General features: G+C 72.0%; 14 protein-coding genes. 9 read left to right on the top strand and 5 right to left on the bottom strand.

Annotation, left to right across the window (positions count from 1 at the left end; translation table 11 throughout):
* Nucleotides 1-46: 46 nt before the first annotated feature.
* Nucleotides 47-280 carry a DUF397 domain-containing protein gene (locus ACFYY6_RS03510; RefSeq protein ID WP_073791479.1) on the top strand — a complete coding sequence of 78 codons (234 nt, stop codon included), beginning with the start codon at nucleotides 47-49 and terminating at the stop codon, nucleotides 278-280.
* A 98-nt stretch (nucleotides 281-378) separates the two neighbouring features.
* On the opposite strand, the gene ACFYY6_RS03515 is transcribed toward ACFYY6_RS03510, so the two are convergent.
* The 4 genes from ACFYY6_RS03515 to eccB all read right to left on the bottom strand — a co-directional run bounded on the left by ACFYY6_RS03515 (nucleotide 379) and on the right by eccB (nucleotide 4,179).
* Nucleotides 379-684, bottom strand: coding sequence for a WXG100 family type VII secretion target (locus ACFYY6_RS03515; protein ID WP_351520416.1), 306 nt, complete (start codon nucleotides 682-684; stop codon nucleotides 379-381).
* 50 nt (nucleotides 685-734) lie between these two features.
* Nucleotides 735-1,091 carry a WXG100 family type VII secretion target gene (locus ACFYY6_RS03520; RefSeq protein WP_351520417.1) on the bottom strand — a complete coding sequence of 119 codons (357 nt, stop codon included), beginning with the start codon at nucleotides 1,089-1,091 and terminating at the stop codon, nucleotides 735-737.
* A gap of 239 nt (nucleotides 1,092-1,330) precedes the next feature.
* Nucleotides 1,331-2,581 carry a type VII secretion-associated serine protease mycosin gene (gene mycP / locus ACFYY6_RS03525; RefSeq protein WP_388647848.1) on the bottom strand — a complete coding sequence of 417 codons (1,251 nt, stop codon included), beginning with the start codon at nucleotides 2,579-2,581 and terminating at the stop codon, nucleotides 1,331-1,333.
* Between the two features lie 47 nt (nucleotides 2,582-2,628).
* A complete protein-coding gene (eccB, locus tag ACFYY6_RS03530) occupies nucleotides 2,629-4,179 on the bottom strand; it encodes a type VII secretion protein EccB (RefSeq protein ID WP_351632068.1) in 1,551 nt (516 codons plus the stop codon).
* A gap of 226 nt (nucleotides 4,180-4,405) precedes the next feature.
* On the opposite strand from eccB, the gene eccE reads away from it, so the two are divergent.
* The 8 genes from eccE to ACFYY6_RS03570 all read left to right on the top strand — a co-directional run bounded on the left by eccE (nucleotide 4,406) and on the right by ACFYY6_RS03570 (nucleotide 16,362).
* On the top strand, nucleotides 4,406-5,737 hold the full coding sequence (gene eccE, locus ACFYY6_RS03535) for a type VII secretion protein EccE (protein WP_389191500.1): 1,332 nt from the start codon (nucleotides 4,406-4,408) through the stop codon (nucleotides 5,735-5,737).
* Nucleotides 5,737-6,459 carry a hypothetical protein gene (locus ACFYY6_RS03540; protein ID WP_351520424.1) on the top strand — a complete coding sequence of 241 codons (723 nt, stop codon included), beginning with the start codon at nucleotides 5,737-5,739 and terminating at the stop codon, nucleotides 6,457-6,459. The genes eccE and ACFYY6_RS03540 overlap by 1 nt, the downstream gene beginning before the upstream one ends.
* A 452-nt stretch (nucleotides 6,460-6,911) precedes the next feature.
* On the top strand, nucleotides 6,912-9,833 hold the full coding sequence (locus ACFYY6_RS03545) for an SCO5717 family growth-regulating ATPase (RefSeq protein ID WP_389191503.1): 2,922 nt from the start codon (nucleotides 6,912-6,914) through the stop codon (nucleotides 9,831-9,833).
* A gap of 197 nt (nucleotides 9,834-10,030) precedes the next feature.
* Nucleotides 10,031-11,911: an ABC transporter substrate-binding protein gene (locus tag ACFYY6_RS03550; protein WP_386608656.1), complete on the top strand. Its 1,881-nt coding sequence runs from the start codon at nucleotides 10,031-10,033 to the stop codon at nucleotides 11,909-11,911.
* Between the two features lie 338 nt (nucleotides 11,912-12,249).
* Entirely contained in the window at nucleotides 12,250-13,332 is a 1,083-nt protein-coding gene (locus tag ACFYY6_RS03555) for an ABC transporter permease (RefSeq protein ID WP_351632081.1), read from the top strand.
* Nucleotides 13,329-14,306, top strand: coding sequence for an ABC transporter permease (locus ACFYY6_RS03560; RefSeq protein WP_389191506.1), 978 nt, complete (start codon nucleotides 13,329-13,331; stop codon nucleotides 14,304-14,306). The genes ACFYY6_RS03555 and ACFYY6_RS03560 overlap by 4 nt, the downstream gene beginning before the upstream one ends.
* Nucleotides 14,303-15,373: an ABC transporter ATP-binding protein gene (locus ACFYY6_RS03565; protein WP_388647859.1), complete on the top strand. Its 1,071-nt coding sequence runs from the start codon at nucleotides 14,303-14,305 to the stop codon at nucleotides 15,371-15,373. The genes ACFYY6_RS03560 and ACFYY6_RS03565 overlap by 4 nt, the downstream gene beginning before the upstream one ends.
* Nucleotides 15,370-16,362 carry an oligopeptide/dipeptide ABC transporter ATP-binding protein gene (locus tag ACFYY6_RS03570; RefSeq protein WP_389191509.1) on the top strand — a complete coding sequence of 331 codons (993 nt, stop codon included), beginning with the start codon at nucleotides 15,370-15,372 and terminating at the stop codon, nucleotides 16,360-16,362. Before ACFYY6_RS03565 ends, ACFYY6_RS03570 begins: the two co-directional genes overlap by 4 nt.
* A 63-nt stretch (nucleotides 16,363-16,425) precedes the next feature.
* Here ACFYY6_RS03570 and ACFYY6_RS03575 read toward each other — a convergent pair whose 3' ends face one another.
* Nucleotides 16,426-17,379 carry a bifunctional riboflavin kinase/FAD synthetase gene (locus tag ACFYY6_RS03575; RefSeq protein ID WP_351520433.1) on the bottom strand — a complete coding sequence of 318 codons (954 nt, stop codon included), beginning with the start codon at nucleotides 17,377-17,379 and terminating at the stop codon, nucleotides 16,426-16,428.
* Nucleotides 17,380-17,386 lie beyond the last annotated feature (7 nt).

Here is a 17,386-nt window from a genome sequence, read left to right on the forward strand (position 1 = left end):
ACGAGGGCGACGACCGCGTTCCGCCGCAGGAGACGAAAGGCACCTGATGGGTACTCAGCAGGAGAAGGACGAGCTGTACGCACTGGACATCTCGGGCGTGGAATGGCTCAGCGCGCCGGGCACGGAGGAGGCGGAGGAGCGCGTCGAGATCGCCCATCTGCCGGGCGGTGCCGTGGCGATGCGGTCCTCGCTGGATCCCGACACCGTGCTGCGGTACACGGAGGCCGAGTGGCGGGCGTTCGTCCTGGGGGCGCGGGACGGCGAGTTCGACCTCAAGTAGGGGTTGCGGGATGCCCGTTGGCCCCGGGCCCGGGGCACACGTGGGAAGGGGCACGACCTGGACGGTCGTGCCCTTTCCCGCGTCGGAACGCCGGGCGGTCAGTACGCCTCGGTGAAGCCGCGCGAGGCCCGCAGGTCGGTGGCGCGGTAGCTGTCCTTGCCGGACTCGATGATCTTCGCGACCTCCGCCAGGCGGTCCCTCATGTGCTCCGCGCGGCCCTTGTACTTCTTCTGCAGGACCACGTACTCCTTGTGCGCCTCACCGTCCCAGGTGTCGGTGACGACCCTGAGCGCGGCGTCCATCTCCTCCAGGTCCTTGACGATGTTCTGCGACACCGCGCGGACGCGGTTCGCGATCTCCTGGACGCTCTCGTACCTGACCTTGGTGTTCGGGTCGTGGCCCATGGTTGTTCTCCTCGGTGCTCGCGTGTGCGGAAGGGGTGGTGCGGCGCGGTTCAGACGTTGTTCAGGCCGGAGGTGTTGGCGGGGGCTCCGCCCGGCCCCTCCTTGACCCGGTTGAAGGCCGCGCGGACCTCCTCGTCGTTGGCGTTGCTGAGGTTCTTGGTGCTCTCCACCGCGTTGTGCAGGACGTCGAGGAGACGACGGATCTGGTCGTGGTCCTCGTTGATCATCAGCTGCGCGGAGGTGAATCCCGAGGCACCGACACCGGTCCACCCGGCGCCCACCGTGGCGAGGATGTTGGCCAGTTCGCGGGACTGCCGCGAGACGGCCCCGGCGGTCTCCACGATCTTGTTCTTCGCCTGGACGATCGGATCGTCGGCAAGTCCGAAACCGCCTGCGGGGTTGGTCATCCGGAGGTCCTATCTCTCAGTTCTCCGGCCCGTCCGCGCGATGCGGCCGGGCCCTTCCTGTCCCCCGTGTGCTCCGGCAAAGGAGAGGGGAGAGCGCGGGGCCGGGAAGTGCGCTGTCGGCATTTCCGCGCTCCGAAATCGGACTCGGCCACTTCTCGTTCCCCCGTCACACACGTGAAGTCTGCTGCCACCCTAGTCAATTCGTCCGCCGTCCCCAACTGTGCTTCCTCCGGGGGAAGTCACCTCGCGGGGCGGAGGGAGCGGCGCGCGGAGCGCCGTCGGCGGACATCCCGGACGACCGTCGCGGTTCCGGCGATCACACCGACGAGTACGGCGGTCAGGGCCAGCGCGTAGGTGGCGTACCGCTCGCTGCGCTCCTGCGGAGTCTCCGACAGGGAGAAGTGCGCGGGCTCGGGCGCGGGGGCCCGGGGCGGCGCCGGGTCGGGGCGCGGGGCGTCCTGCGGGGTGTCGTCGCCGGACAGGGCGCGTACCGGGTCGACGACGCCCCAGCCCACGAAGGGGTCGTGCCCGGTGACGGAGCGCTCCGCGGTCTGCTCGATACGGGCGACGATCTGGGCCGCCGTCCACTTGGGGTACTTGGCGCGCATCAGGGCGGCGACCCCGGCGACGTACGGGGCGGAGAAGCTGGTGCCATTGTCGGTGCACTGGCCGTTGCCCGGCACGGTGGAGACGATGTCGACGCCCGGGGCCGCGACCCCGACGAAGTCGCCCGCCTGGGAGAAGGGGGCGCGTTCGTTGTTGCGGTCGGAGGAGGCGACGGCGAGCACGCCGTCGAACGCTGCGGGGTAGGTGCGCCTGAGCTTGCCGTCCATGCCGTCGTTGCCCGCCGAGGCGACCACGACGATGTCGGCGGCGAGCGCCCGGGCCACCGCCCTGCCCAGTGCCGAGGTTTCCGACAGGGGCTTCGCCGTGTCCTGGGAGATGTTGATGACCTGGACCTTCTTGGCGATCGCATGGTCGATCGCGGTGGCCATGGTGGTGTCCTTGCCGCTGTTCTTCTCGTCGTTCTGGCGGATCGGGACGATCGTGGCCTCGGGGGCCAGTCCGACGAATCCGGTGCCCTTGCGGGGGCGGGCGGCGATGATCCCGGCGACCTTGGTGCCGTGGCCGACCTCGTCGACCGTTCCGTCGCTCTTGCCGCCCTTGAGGAGGTCGGCGCCCGACGACGCGTCCACGGCCGCTTTCAGTTGCGGGTTGTCGTTGTCGACGCCGGTGTCGATGACGGCGACGCGTACGCCCTTGCCCTTGGTGTCCTGCCACAGTTCGTCCAGGAGGACGCGTTGCAGGGACCAGGGCCGCCCCTCGTACTGGTGCTTCATCGGGAAGGTGCATTCGCCGCCGCCGTCTATCCCGACGCCGCCGGCTCCCCGGACGCCCTCCGCGTACGCCGTCGGCACGGTGGCCGCGGTCAGTGACGCGGTCAGCGCGGCGACGGCCGCCGCCGTCCGGGCCGTCCTTCGGTACGCCATCTCTTTCTCTCCCCCGGGTCTCTCGATGCGTGTCTGGCCGCGGGCCGTCATGAACCCTGGGGCTGCCGGGCGCTGTTGGTGTCGAGCCGGGGCCCCTTGGAGAGGAAGTCCGACCAGGCGATCGGCACCAGCGCGGGCGTCACCTTCTCGTAGCCGAGCCTGCTCTGTGCCTGGCTGGGCTCGGGGCGGCCGTCCGACTGCTTCTGTCCGCCCCCGGCTCCGATGTCCGAGGGCCGGGCGTCGCTGTCGCCGTTCGCCTGGACCGCGTAACGCAGTCCGGTGTCGGTGACCAGGAACAGCGATCCGTCGGGGCGGGTCTGGCGGCCCTGGACCTGGGTGTAGAGCAGGCCGCTGCCGGGGGTGACGTAGGTGCTGGTGCCCCCGGCGCTGATGGCGGCCGGGTACGAGGTGCCCGCCCACGTGCTCAGCGTCGTGCGGCCGGAGCCGTCGACCTTGCGCAGCACGTTGCAGATGGTGTCGCGCCCGCCGCTGCCGCCGTCCGCGGAGTTCACCTGGGTGGCCCTGCGGGCCGGCCAGTGCGCGGGCTGGCCGGCGAAGGTCTCGGGGTCCGGGACGAAGGTCTGCAGGCCGACGGAGCGCGCCTTGCTGGCCAGGCCAAGACCGGCCGTCTGCGGGGAGTTGATCAGCAGCCAGGCGGTGAACTCGGAGACGGGTTGCACCTTTTTGTCGAGCACCACGTAGTACTGGGTGCCTTCACCGGTCCTGGTCCTGAGCACCGTGCCGATCCTGTTCTCCTCGTCGGAGAGCTGCCCCTGGACGTTCGCCCGGGTGCCGACCTCGCCGGGGATCCGCGGGAAGGCGACGGGGCTGCCGTCGTGCAGGGTGGCCAGCCAGTCGTCGGTGACGGGCTGCGGACGGCGGCTGCCGACCAGCGCGCTGGTCAGGTGGCCGTTGTCGGCCGCGGTCTCGTCGATGCGGTACTTGGTGCCCTTCGCGTCGACCAGGTAGCGGGCCTGGTCCTGGCCCTGGACGTAGAGCACCTGACCCCCGGTGAGTCGGTCGCGCCCCTCGGTCCGCTCGTCGTCGCGCGCGCCGAAGACGAAGGTGGCCTTCTGCACCGAGTTGCCCTTGCCGCCGGGCTGTACGCACACGGCCCAGCGCTTGGCCGTCCCGGCGTCCTTGGCGTCGGGCAGCCGGTCGGGGGCGTACGGGATGCCGAGGATGGGTCCGCGCGGGGGCTTGCCCGCGTCGAGCACGTCGTCTGCGACCTGGATGACGTCGTAGTCCTGCGGGTTGAGGAGCAGCCGGGCCGAAGCGAGGTTGAGCACCGGGTGCAGCAGCGTCTTCTTCTGCTTGCCCTTTCCGGTGGTGAGCACGACGTAGCGGGTGGTGGACTTCTTGCCGACGATCACCTTGGCGCCCGGCTTGTCCCAGTCCTTGGGCGCGGTGGGTTTGAACATGCCGAAGGCGCCGAAGCCGGCGAGGATCAGCGCACCGACGACCACGCTCGGCAGGACCGCGCGCAGCGGCCGGGGAGCGCCCTCGTCCGAGCCGGTGGACGAGGGTTGGAGGAAGGCCGCCACCGTGCGCTTCTTCGCAAAGGTGTATGCGTTGAGCTCATCCCGCCGTGATGCCATGAGTCGCTTTTCTCCCGTGTCTCCCCGCGCGGCACCGGTGCGGTCGCTGTCCCCCGGCCCGTGCCGGGCCCGCGACGCCGGACCTCGGTGCCGGACCGGCCCCCTACTATGCCTGCTGGCCGTCGGCGACGGTGGGGCGGGTAGGGTGATCCAGCCGCCGAGGTCCTGCCCGGGACAGGCGGAATACGGGTGGAGTTGGGGACTGATGAACGGGGGGAATGCCGGAATGACGGCTTCCGCTGCACCGACGCGTCCGGCCGGGCGCGCGCGTACCGCCGGGGCTCCCCCGGCCGGTGACCCGCCGCCGTCCCGGGGCTCCGCACGGCGCTCCCGGCGACCGGCGGCCGCCCGGTTCAACGGGCCTGCGGGACAGTTCGGTTCATTCCGATTGCAACAGTTCGTGCTGCTGGAGATCGCCGCTGCGGTGCTGCTCACGGCGTGGGTGATCGAGCCCCTGCTGCTGGTGCCGGCCGCCGTCGTCGCCGCCCTGCTGATCCTGCTGGCGGTCGTGCGCAGGCACCGCCGTTCGCTCCCGGAGTGGCTGAGCACCGTCCTGGCCCTGCGGGCACGTTCGCGGCGGGCCGGCTCCCTGGAGCTGCCCGCGAGCACGGAGCCGGGTATCGCGCCCGTCGTGGAGTGCGATCCGGCGTTGCGCACGTACTCCTTCAGCGATCGCGACCGGCGGCCGGTGGGCATGATCGGTGACGGTACGTTCGTCACGGCGATCGTCCAGGTGGAGTCGGACGCCTCGGCGCTCCGACCGGACCGTTCCACCCGCCCGCTGCCGCTGGCACTGGTCCGGGACGTGCTCGAAGTCGACGGCATCCGGCTGGAGTCGGCGCAGATCGTGCAGCACACGCAGCCGGCCCCCGCCCCGCATCTGCCTGCGCAGTCCGTCGCCGTGCGCAACTACGCGCCGCTCCAGGCCCAGACGGGTTCACCCGCCGTGCGGATCACCTGGATCGCGCTGAAGCTGGACCCGGAGCTCTGCCCGGAGGCCGTGCAGGCGCGCGGTGGCGGGGTCGTCGGGGCGCAGAAGTGCGTGGTGCGCGCGGCCGACCAGTTGTCGAGCAGGCTGACCGGGGCCGGTTTCCGCGCGACGGTGCTGACCGAGCAGGAGCTGACGTCGGCGATCGCGACCTCGGTGTGCGCCAGCCCGTCCGCCATGACGCAGGCGGGCCGCACCGGGTCGCCCGCGCGGCGCACCGAGGAGACGTCCAGGACCTGGCGTTGCGACGACCGGTGGCACACCACCTACTGGGTGGCCCGCTGGCCCCAGTTCGGCACCGGCGGCGCAGCGATGCCGCAGCTCGTGGCGCTGCTCACCTCCATGCCGGCGCTCGCCACGACGTTCAGCCTCACCCTGGGGCGCGGTGAGCGGCAGGGCGTCTCGGTCGCGGGACACATCAGGATCACCGGGCGCAGCGACGAGGAACTGCTCAGCGCCCGCCATGAGTTGGAGCGTGCCGCACGCGGTGTCCGGACCTCGCTGGTCCGGCTCGACCGCGAGCAGTTGCCCGGCGTGCTCGCCACCCTGCCGCTCGGAGGTACCCGCTGATGTCCGCGCTCACGGGGGGTCGTACCCGGCTCGGTTTCGGTCTGATCGGTCCGCGTCGCGAGCGGCAGTCGGTCACGCTCGACCAGTTGGCTTCGCTGGCCCTGCCGGTCGGGGACGACGGCATGGTGATCGGTGTGGATGCCCAGGGCCGTCCCGCCGTCCTCGGCATCAACCACCCGACCCCGTACGACGTGACGTTGATCGGCGGTCTGTGGACGGCGCAGGTGCTGGCGCTGCGCGCGGCGGCCACGGGCGCACGGATCGTCGTGGAGACGGGGCGCGCGCAGACGTGGACGGGGCTCGCGCACGCCGCGGGCGGCGGTCAGCCGTGCGTCACGCTGCACGACGTGGGGCGGGTGCCACCGCAGGGCCCCTCGGCGGGTTCGCCCGTGGTCGTGGTCCGGGACTGCGGCATGCGCCCGCCGCGCGGGCGGGTGGTGTCCGCCCCGTGGCAGTCGGTGCTGACCCTGCTGCCGTATCTGAGCCCGGTGGCGCCGCGGTTGATGGAGAAGTCTGCCCTGGTCGGCGTGCAGCGGGTGTCCCCGGACGAGGCCGCCCGGATCGGCCGGATCCTGCACCTTCCGGCCGCCGAGACCCAGGCGCTGTCGACGCTGGCGGACGGGGTGACCCTCTGGTGCTCGGGCGGCGACCGGCAGTTCGTGATGACGCAGGCGACCGACGCCGAGACCGGACTGCTGGGCGGCGCGCGCCGGATGGACTGAGGTCTCGCCGGCCCCGTACGGGCCGTGCGCCGACCGCGCGTACGTGTTCGCCCGTGTGCCTGTGCGCGGTGCGTCGGCGGGCGTGTGGTGGATGCCCGCACCGGACGCGTTCCGGGTGCGTGTGCGGGACGCGGGTGCGGGATGCCGGGCGGCGCGTGTACGGAATGTTCGGCGTTCCGTCAGCAGTTGTACGGCTTTGACTGCTTCGCCCTTCACCTTGTGCCGCTGCCGGTTCGCTTGAGAGTCCCTTCGTTACGTAAGGGACAGCTCTTGCGGTGCCGTACGGCCTGACGGAGCGGGCCCCTTGACGATTAGGGTGGGTCCGGGCGCGGCAGAAGAGCCTGCGGGCAGGCGTTGCGTGTCCCAGGGGGAGAGCCGGGCGCTCGGCAGAACGGAAACGGTCGCCCCCACCCATCAGTGCACAAGGGTGCTCGACCACACCAGGAGGCAAAGTGAACGGCGATCGGGACGAGAAGCGCGGGAGCTGGAACATGCCCGTCGACGAGTCGTCCGACGCGGAGCCCGCCGAGATGACGGGTGAGTTCACCATCGACTACACCCCGCCCGCCTGGTACACGCAGAACTCGTCGGGGGACTCGTCGGGCGGTGCCGGAACGCATCTGGCGCCGCCTCCGCCGCCGAGCGGGGCGCCGCTCGCCGTGCCCCCGCCGCCGCCGGGCAGCGGCTTCGACCACGGCTGGACCGCGGCGCCGCCGACCCCGCCCGTGCCGGACCCGGCCCAGGCTCCCGAACCGGCCCGAGCCGCGGCGGGCGACGCCTCGGCCGCCGCCCCGGAGGGGGCGACGGCGGGATCCCCGGCAGCGGGTGACACCGACGCGACGACGGACCCGTTCGGCGGCGGGGACGTGGAGAGCGGCGCGACGATGCGGTTCTCCCCCGCTTCGCTGAAGCGGGAGATCGCCGAGCGCGAGGAGGCGTCGAAGCGCACGGAGGAGAACGGTTCCGCCACGGGTACGGGTACGGGCCCGGCCGCCGAGTCCGCCACGGCCACCGATGCGGGTGCGGCTGCGGGCGCGACTGCGGGCGCGGACAGTACGGGCAGTGCCGACGGTACGGACGGGAGCGGGGGCACCGGTTCGCTGCCCGACCCCGTGCCGACGACGGACGTGGCCGCCGACGCACCGGCCGACGCGGACGCCGGTGCCGTCACCGAAGCCGGTAGCGGTGCCGGAGCGTCCGAGCCCGCCGCGGACGCCATGGCGTCCGCCGACGACGCGAGCGGCACCGGGGATGCCGTCGACGGCGATGCCGCCGGGGCGCCGCAGGACCCCGCGCCCTCGGACGCCGTCCCGGACGCGGCGCCCCAGGACGCTCCGCCCGCCCCGTGGGCCCCGGCGCCGCCACAGGGTGGTCTGCCGCCGCTGCCGCCAACCTTCCAGCCCGCCGCGCCGCAGCCCGCCGCGCCTCCGGCGGCGTCGCAGTGGCCCGTGCAGGCCCCGGCCGCCGCCCCGGGCCCCGGAGGGTACGGATTCCCGCAGGTCGGCGCCCCTCAGGCACCGCAGCAGCCGCAGCACGGCGGTTACGGCTTCCCGCAGCAGGGCGGCTATGGCTTCCCGCAGCAGCAGCCCGCTCAGCCGGCGCAGCAGGCCCCTGCGCAGCAGCCCCCGGCACAGCCGCTTCCCCCGCAGGCCGGTTACGGCTTCCCGCAGCAGCCGCAGGCACCTCATGCGCCGCAGACACCGCTGCCGCCCCAGGCTCCTCACGCGCCCCAGGCACCGCAGGCACCCCAGTGGCCCGCACAGCAGGGCGTGCCCCTGCCCGCGCAGGCCGTCCCGCAGGAGTCCGCTCAGCCGCAGCAGGCACAGCAGGCCGACCAGCCGCAGCAGGCGCAACCACAGCCCCAGCAGCAGCAACAAGCCCCGCAGCCGCAGGGCCTACCCGAACAGGGCCAGGGACAGCACCCCCAGGCCCAGCCCGTCGACCCGCGCACCGGAGCCGCCTGGCCGTCCCCGATCACCCATGACCAGCGCGAGCGTTCCGTGCCCGGCGCCCCGCTCGGATACACGGCGGCGGTGGAGCTCTCCTCCGACCGGCTGGTCCGGGGCAAGCAGAAGGCACGGAGCAGCCGCGCGCCGTCCGCCGCGTCCCGCTTCAGGCTGGGCGGGAAGAAGGAGGAGGCCGAGCGGCAGCGCAAGCTCGAACTGATCCGCACCCCCGTGCTGTCCTGCTACCGGATCGCGGTCATCAGCCTCAAGGGCGGCGTCGGCAAGACCACGACGACCACGGCTCTCGGCGCGACCCTGGCGACCGAGCGGCAGGACAAGATCCTCGCCATCGACGCCAACCCGGACGCGGGCACGCTCGGCCGCCGGGTGCGCCGGGAGACCGGGGCCACCATCCGCGACCTGGTCCAGGCGATCCCGTACCTCAACTCGTACATGGACATCCGCCGCTTCACCTCGCAGGCGCCCTCCGGCCTGGAGATCATCGCCAACGACGTGGACCCGGCGGTCTCCACGACGTTCAACGACGAGGACTACCGGCGCGCGATCGACGTACTGGGCAGGCAGTACCCGATCATCCTCACCGACTCGGGCACCGGTCTGCTCTACAGCGCGATGCGTGGAGTGCTGGACCTCGCCGACCAGCTGATCATCATCTCGACGCCGTCGGTCGACGGTGCGTCCAGCGCGTCCACCACCCTGGACTGGCTGTCGGCGCACGGGTACGCGGAGCTCGTGCAGCGCTCCATCACCGTCATCTCCGGAGTTCGCGAGACCGGCAAGATGATCAAGGTCGAGGACATCGTGCAGCACTTCGAGACCCGCTGCCGCGGCGTCGTCGTCGTGCCGTTCGACGAACACCTCGCGGCCGGCGCGGAGGTCGACCTCGACATGATGCGTCCGAAGACCCGCGACGCGTACTTCACGCTCTCGGCGATGGTCGCCGAGGACTTCACGCGCGCCCAGCAGCAACAGGGGCTCTGGACGGCGAACGGCTCCACGCCCCCGCCGCAGTACGCCCCGCCGATGCCCGGCCAGCAGCAGTACGCGCCTCAGCAGCCCCAGCAGCCTCACCCGCAGCAGCAACCGCAACAGCCCTACGCCCAGCCCCAAGCCCAGCCCCAACCCCAGCAACCACAGCAGCCCCAGACGCCGTACGGCGGTGCTCAGCCGCCCCAACAGCCGTACGGCGGCGGCCCGTACCCGCCGCACCCGGGCCCCGGCGTGCAGCAGCACGGCTGGCAGTCCCCGCCGTCCCAGGCGCAGTCCCCGGCGAGTCCGGCCGGCCCGCCCGCGCCGGACCAGCCCGTTCAGCCTGGTCAGCCCGGTCCCTCGCAGGGCCCGCTCCCCCAGGCCCCGGTACCGCCTCCCGGCTGGCAGCAGCAACCGCCGTCAGCGCCTCAGCAGTAAGGCGACAGAGGAATAGACCAATGAGGGCCCGCACCGTCTCCACGGTGCGGGCCCTGCGCGCATTACCGCAGACCACACGCTGTTTCGAGGACCGTTGACGTGGCTCGACCACCGCTGATAAACCTTCGCTTCACCAGCTGGCGAACCACAGATCAACCCGCCTTCTCCGTGCGAGTCATGACGCGAGGTCCCTGACCATGGTTGAAAGAGTTCCACCACGCTCCGCCCAGCCGCGCCGATCTCGGCGTGTACTTCTGGCCTCCGGTGCCGCCGCGCTGGCGCTGGCCGCCGGTTCCGTCGTACCGGGCGCGCCGCTCGGTGCCGCACCGCAGGCGCAGGCCGCCGACAACGGCACGTCCACACTGACCGTCGCCGTCGCACAGAGTGTCGACTCCCTGAGCCCGTTCCTGGCGCAGAAGCTGATCAGCACCAGCGTCTCCCGGCTCATGTACGACTTCCTGACGAACTACGACGTCAAGGACAGCCACCCGATCCCCGCGCTCGCCACCAAGTGGGAGCCCTCCGCGGACAAGTTGACCTGGACGTACACCATCCGCTCCGACTCCAAATGGACGGACGGGCAACCCGTCACCGCCGAGGACGCGGCGTGGACGTTCAACAAGATGATGACCGACGAGGGCGCCGCGCAGGCCAACGGCAGCTTCGTCACCAACTTCAGGAAGGTGACGGCGCCCAGCCCGACCCAGCTGGTCATCGAGCTCAAGGAGCCGCAGGCCACCATGGCCGCGCTCGACGTGCCGATCGTCCCGAAGCACGTCTGGGAGAAGGTCGGTGACTTCTCCAAGTTCAACAACGACACGAAGTTCCCGATCGTCGGCAACGGGCCCTTCGTCCTGGCCGACTACAAGGTCGACCAGTACGTGAAGCTCAAGGCCAACAAGGACTACTGGCGCGGGAAGCCGAAGTTCGACGAGCTGGTCTTCAAGACGTACAAGGACCAGGACGCCGCGGTCGCCGCTCTGCGCAAAGGCGAGGTCTCCTTCGTCGCCGGATCCCCCGCCCTGACGCCCGCTCAGGCCGCTTCCCTCAAGGGCGAGAAGAACGTCAAGGTCAACGAGGGCCCCGGCCGCCGCTTCTTCGCGCTGGCCGTCAACCCCGGCGCGCAGACCAAGGACGGCAAGGAGTTCGGCGACGGCAACGAGGCCCTGCGCGACCAGAAGGTCCGTCAGGCCCTCTTCCTCTCCATCGACCGCAAGACGATCGTCGACAAGGTCTTCCAGGGCCACGCCGTCGAGGGCCAGGGCTACATCCCGCCGCGCTTCTCGGACTACTACTGGCAGCCCTCCGCCGGACAGAGCCTCGCCCACGACCCGGCCAGGGCCGCGAAACTGCTCGACGAGGCGGGCTACCCGCTCAAGGACGGCAAGCGCGTGGGCGAGGACGGCAAGCCGCTCGACCTGCGCATCCTGTGCCACGCCACCGACCCCAACGACAAGGCGATCGGCAAGTACCTCAAGGAGTGGTGGGGCAAGCTCGGCATCGGCCTCAAGGTCGACTGTCGCGACGACGTCTCCGTGCCCTGGTACGCCGGTGAGTACGATCTCGCCTTCGACGGCTGGTCCGTCAACCCGGACCCGGACTTCGTCCTCGGCATCCACACCTGCGCGGCACTGCCCGTCAAGGCCAAGGAGAGCGCCGCCACCGACAACTTCATCTGCGACAAGACCTACGACGGGCTCTACCGCAAGCAACTCGCCGAGTACGACCCGGCCAAGCGCGCGGATCTCGTCAAGCAGATGCAGTCGTGGCTGTACGACTCCGGGTACATGAACGTCATCGCGTACCCGAACGCGGTCGAGGCGTACCGCACCGACCAGATCAAGTCCATCACCACCATGCCCGAGGCGGCCGGCAACATCTACGGCCAGGACGGGTACTGGAGTTGGTGGTCGGCCGTTCCGGCGGACGGCGAGGGCGCGCACGGGGCGGGCGGTTCCGGCTCCGGTTCGGGTTCCACCGGTGTCGTGATCGGTGTCGTCGTGGTGGTCGTCGTCCTCGCGGGCGGCGGGCTGCTCCTCGCGAAGCGCCGCCGCGCCACGGCGGACGACCGCGAGTAGGAGGGCCCGGCAGTGGGCAGCGCGGCCCGCGACGCCGCGAAACCTGCTGCCGACCCCTCTGAGACCGACCGGCACATGGGGGGTGGAAGAAGGAGCGGGGCTCGGCGCGTGCAGCTGCAAGGCGGAGGAGGAAGGCAACGCGGAGCGTTGTCGACCGACGACAACGCCGCAGATGTGCGTGTTCAGCCCCGCGACGCCGCCTCCCATGTGCCGGTCGGTCCAAGCGCACCAGGACCGGCCGGGACCGACGGAGCGGTCGCGGGGTCTCCCGCGGTCCCCGCCACCACCGGCCGGTCCCCGTGCGGCACGAGTATCAGCACGAGTAACGAGAGTTCCTTATGACAGCTGACAGCACTCCGGCGCTCGTGCGGAACGCGGACGCGGATCCCGAAGGCCCGGCCCCGGCCGGTCCCTCGGCCGCACGCGGTCCACGGGCGCGCGACACCCGGGCCTATCTCCAGTACGTCGCGGCCAGGATCGGCGGCGCGATCGTCTCCCTCTTCGCCGTCCTGGTCACCAGCTTCTTCCTCTTCCGCCTGCTGCCCAGCGACCCGGTCAAGCAGATGACCGGCGGCCGGCGCGTCTCCGCCGAACAACTCCAGTCCTTGCGGCACCAGTTCGGGCTCGACCTGCCGCTCTGGAAGCAGTTCACCAGTTATGTGGGCGACGCGCTGACCGGGGACTTCGGCACCTCCTACCAGTTCCACGTCCCGGTCATCGACAAGATCGTCGAGGCGCTTCCGGCGACGCTGCTGCTCACCGGCACGGCGTACGTCCTCTACACCGCGCTCGGCATCTGGCTGGGCACCCGTACCGCCTGGCGCAACGGCTCGACGAGCGACCGCTTCCATACCGCGTTCGCGCTCACCCTCTACTCGGTCCCGTCGTTCTGGCTGGGCCTGCTCCTGATCATCGTCTTCTCGGTGGGCGTCGGGCCGATCCCCGGCATGTTCCCGACCGGAGGCATGGAGTCGGGCGGCGAGAGCGGGTTCGGTTACGTGCTCGACGTGGCGCACCACCTGATCCTTCCGGTGATCACACTGGTCGCGGCCGGGTACGCGCAGACGCTTCTGGTGATGCGTTCCTCGCTGCTCGACGAGATGGGCAGCGACTACCTGACCACGGCCCGCGCGAAGGGGCTGCGGGACGACGTCGTGCGCCGCAAGCACGCCGTGCCCAACGCCATGCTGCCGACGTTCACGCTGATGTTCGTGAACCTGGGGCGTGTGGTCGCCGGGCAGATCCTGGTCGAGACGGTGTTCTCCTGGCCGGGCCTCGGCGGCCTCTTCTACCAGGCGCTCAGCGTGCCCGATCTCCCTCTCGTACAAGGGCTGTTCTTCGTCTTCGCCACCGCGGTGATCCTGGCGAACACCCTGGCCGACGTGCTGTATCCGCTGCTCGATCCCCGGGTGGACCGATGACGACCGATTCCATGCCCACGCCCGCCGAGGGGGAGGGCGCCCCCGTCGAGGCCGGGGCCACGCCCGCCAGGACCGGGGCCGCCGGGAACCCGCGCGCCCTGGCCAGGGCCCGCAGACGGCAGTCCGCCGTCCGCTTCTGGCGCGACTACCGCCGCAACCGGGGCGGCCTGTGGGGCCTGGGCGCGCTCGTCCTGATCGCACTGGTCGCCGTGTTCGCCCCGCAGCTCGTCGGCGCGGACTCGCAGAGCGTCACCGACGCGCCCGGCGGCGCACTGGAGTCGCCGAGCGGTGAATTCCCGCTCGGCACCGACCAGTTCGGGCGCAGCGTGCTCGCGCTGCTGGTGTGGGGGGCCAGGGTCTCACTGACGGTCGGCCTGCTCGCGGCGTTCCTCTGCGTCGCCATCGGCACCCTCGTCGGCATCGTCGCGGGACACTTCCACGGCTGGTACACCACGGTCCTGATGCGGATCACCGACTGGTTCCTGGTGATGCCGACCCTGGTCCTGGCCATCGCGCTCGCCACGGTGATGGACCGCTCGATGTGGACCGTCGTCATCGCGATCGGCGTCACGACCTGGCCGACCACGGCCCGCCTCGTGCGCGCCCAGACCCTGGCCGTGGAGTCGCGCCCGTACATCGAACGGGCCCGGGCCCTCGGCGGCGACCACGGGCACATCATGATCCGGCACGTCCTGCCGAACGTGATGCCGCTGGTGCTCGCCCAGACCACGCTGGTGATCTCCAGCGCGATCCTCACCGAGGCCATGCTGGCCTTCCTCGGCCTGAGCGACCCGACCGTCACGTCCTGGGGCGGCATGCTCCAGGACGCCCGCGAGGCGGGCGCGGTGAGCGCGGGCCACTGGTGGTACCTGGCACCGCCCGGCATCGCCGTCGCCGCGGTCGCCCTGGCCTTCACCCTGTGCGGACGCGCCATCGAGTCCGTGCTCAATCCCAAGCTGGGGGTGACCCGTTGAGTACGCCGCGTACGCCGAACACGACGAGCACGGCGAGCACGCCGAGTGCCGCGGGCGACCGCGGGGCGCCGCTCCTGGAGATCCGGGACCTCACCGTGACCTACCCCGGCGGGGCGCGCGCCGTCCGCGGGGTGGACCTCGCCGTCGACGCCGGGCAGAAGCTCGGCATCGCCGGTGAGTCGGGCTGCGGCAAGTCGACCCTGGCGCTCGCGCTGCTGCGTCTGCTGCCCGCCGGGACGAAGGTCACCGGCGAGATCCTGCTGAACGGCGAGGACGTCCTCACCATGAAGTGGGGCCGGGTCCGGGCGGTGCGCTGGGCGGGGGCGTCGATCGTCTTCCAGGGCGCCATGCACTCCCTCAACGCGGTGCACCGCATCGGGGACCAGATCGCCGAGCCGATCCTGCTGCACGGCGGGGCGAGCCCGGCCGCCGCGGCCCGGAAGGCCGGTGAACTCCTGGAACAGGTGGGGCTGCCGGCCGCCCGCGCGAGCGCGTATCCGCACGAGCTGTCCGGCGGGCAGCGCCAGCGCGTGATGATCGCGATGGCTCTCGCCTGCGATCCGGACCTGGTCGTCGCGGACGAGCCGACCACCGCGCTCGACGTGATGATCCAGGCCCAGATCCTGCGGCTGATCGAGCGGCTGGTGGCCGAGCAGGACCTCGGCCTGATCATGATCAGTCACGACCTCGCGGTGCTCTCGGACACCTGCGACCGGCTCGCGGTGATGTACGCGGGCCGGGTCGTGGAGGAGGGTCCGGCCGCCGAGGTCCACCGCGACGCGCACCACCCGTACGGCAGGGCCCTGTCCGGAGCCTTTCCGCGCATCGGCGACCCGGCCTCCCGGTTCGCGCCCCGCGGGCTGCCCGGCGACCCGCCGGACCCGTCGGCGCTGCCGGACGGCTGCGCGTTCCACCCCCGCTGCCCGGTGGCACTGGACTCCTGCGCCACGCGGGACCCGGAGCCGCGGGAGTCGGGACCGGGGCGACGGGCCGCCTGTGTGCTGGTGGGACCGGAGGCGGCGACCGCGGCCCGGCCGGCCGCCGAGGAAGCGAGGAACACACCATGACCACCACTCCCCTGCTCAGCGCCGAGGGGCTGAAGGTCACCTTCCCCGGGCGGCGCGGGGACGCCCCGGCGCGCGCCGTGGACGGCGTCGACCTGGACATCCGGCCCGGCGAGATCGTCGCGCTGGTCGGGGAGTCCGGCTGCGGCAAGACGACACTGGCGCGGTCGCTGCTCGGCCTGGTGCCGCCGACGTCCGGGCGGGTGACCTTCGACGGGCAGCCGCTCGACCACACCAGCCGGGCGCTGAAGGCGTACCGCAAGCGGGTCCAGCTGGTGCTCCAGGACCCCAGCGGTTCGCTCAACCCCCGGCACACGGTGTACGACGCTGTCGCCGAGGGACTGCGCATCCACGGGTACGCGGGCGACGAGCGGGCCGCGGTCGCCGGGGCGCTGTCGCGGGCCGGGCTGCGGCCACCCGAACGGTTCTTCCTGCGCTACCCGCACGAGCTGTCCGGCGGGCAGCGCCAGCGGGTCGTGATCGCGGGCGCGCTGGTGCTGGAGCCGGAACTCGTCGTGGCCGACGAACCGGTGGCCTCGCTGGACGCCTCGGTGCGCGGGGAGATCCTGGCCCTGCTGCTGCGGCTGCGGGACGAGCTGGGTCTGTCGGCCCTGGTGGTCACGCACGACCTCGGGCTGGCGTGGAACATCGCGGACCGGGTCGCGGTGATGTACCTCGGGCGGATCGTGGAGACCGGCGAGGTGGAACAGATCCTCACGGCCCCCCGGCACCCGTACACCCGGGCCCTGCTGTCGGTGCTGCCGGAGGCCGGGACCGAGCCCGTGGTGCTGACCGGTGAGCCGCCGGACCCGTCCCGGGTGCCGTCCGGCTGCCGGTTCCACGCCCGCTGCCAGGTGCTGGCGTCGGGCGAGGCGGAGCGGGCGGGCGTCGCGGAGGCGTGCCGCACGGAGGAGCTGCCGGTGCTCGCCGGCAGCGGCCGGACGCAGGTGGCGTGCCACTGGGCGACCGCCACCGCGGCGGCGCGTTCCTGACCGGGCGGGCCGGGCCACCGCGACGCGGCGGTGGCCCGGCCCCGTACCCGGCGGAAGACCGAGTCAGCGGCGCTCGTACGCGGAGACGAGCTCGCCGCACCGCTTCACGTCGGCGGCCATCGCCACGAGCAGGTCGTCGACCGATTCGAACTTCCGCATCCCGCGCACGTAGGCGAGGAAGTCCACCGAGACATGGAGCCCGTACAGGTCGAGGCCGACGCGGTCGATCGCGTACGCCTCCACCGTCCGCTCCGTGCCGTCGAACTGGGGGTTGGTGCCGACCGAGATCGCGGCGGGCATCGACTCGCCGTTCGCGTTGAGCCAGCCCGCGTAGACGCCGTCGGCGGGGATCGCGGTGTGCGGCAGCGTCTCCAGGTTGGCCGTGGGGAAGCCGAGCTCGCGGCCGCGCTGGGCGCCGCGGACCACGATCCCCTCGACCCGGTGCGGCCGTCCCAGGATCTCGGCGGCGCCCGCGACGTCGCCCGCGGCGACCAGGCGCCGGGTGAGGGTGGAGGAGAACGGTTCGCCGCCGCCCGCCTCGCCGCTCACGTACAGGTCGATGACCTCGACGTCGTAGTCGTACGTCGCACCGAACTCGGTGAGCAGCTGCACGTTGCCGGCCGCCCTGTGGCCGAAGCGGAAGTTCGGGCCCTCGATGACCAGACAGGCGTGCAGCCGGTCGACGAGCACCTTCACGATGAAGTCGGTCGGCGCCAGTTTCGAGAACTCGGTGGTGAAGGGCAGGACCAGCACCGCGTCCACGCCGAGGTCGGCCATCAGCTCGGCGCGCCGGTGGTGCGGGGCGAGCAGCGGGGGGTGGCTGCCGGGGCGCACGACCTCGCTGGGGTGCGGGTCGAAGGTCACCACGACCGACGGCACGCCCAGTTCGCGCGCCCGCTCCACAGCACGCCCGATGATCAGCTGGTGTCCGCGGTGCACTCCGTCGTAGGAGCCGATGGTGACGACGCTGCGTCCCCAGCCCTCGGGGATGTCCTCCAAGCCACGCCAGCGCTGCACTGTGACC

The sequence above is a fragment of the Streptomyces sp. NPDC001750 genome, assembly GCF_042892615.1.
Classification (GTDB): Bacteria; Actinomycetota; Actinomycetes; order Streptomycetales; family Streptomycetaceae; genus Streptomyces.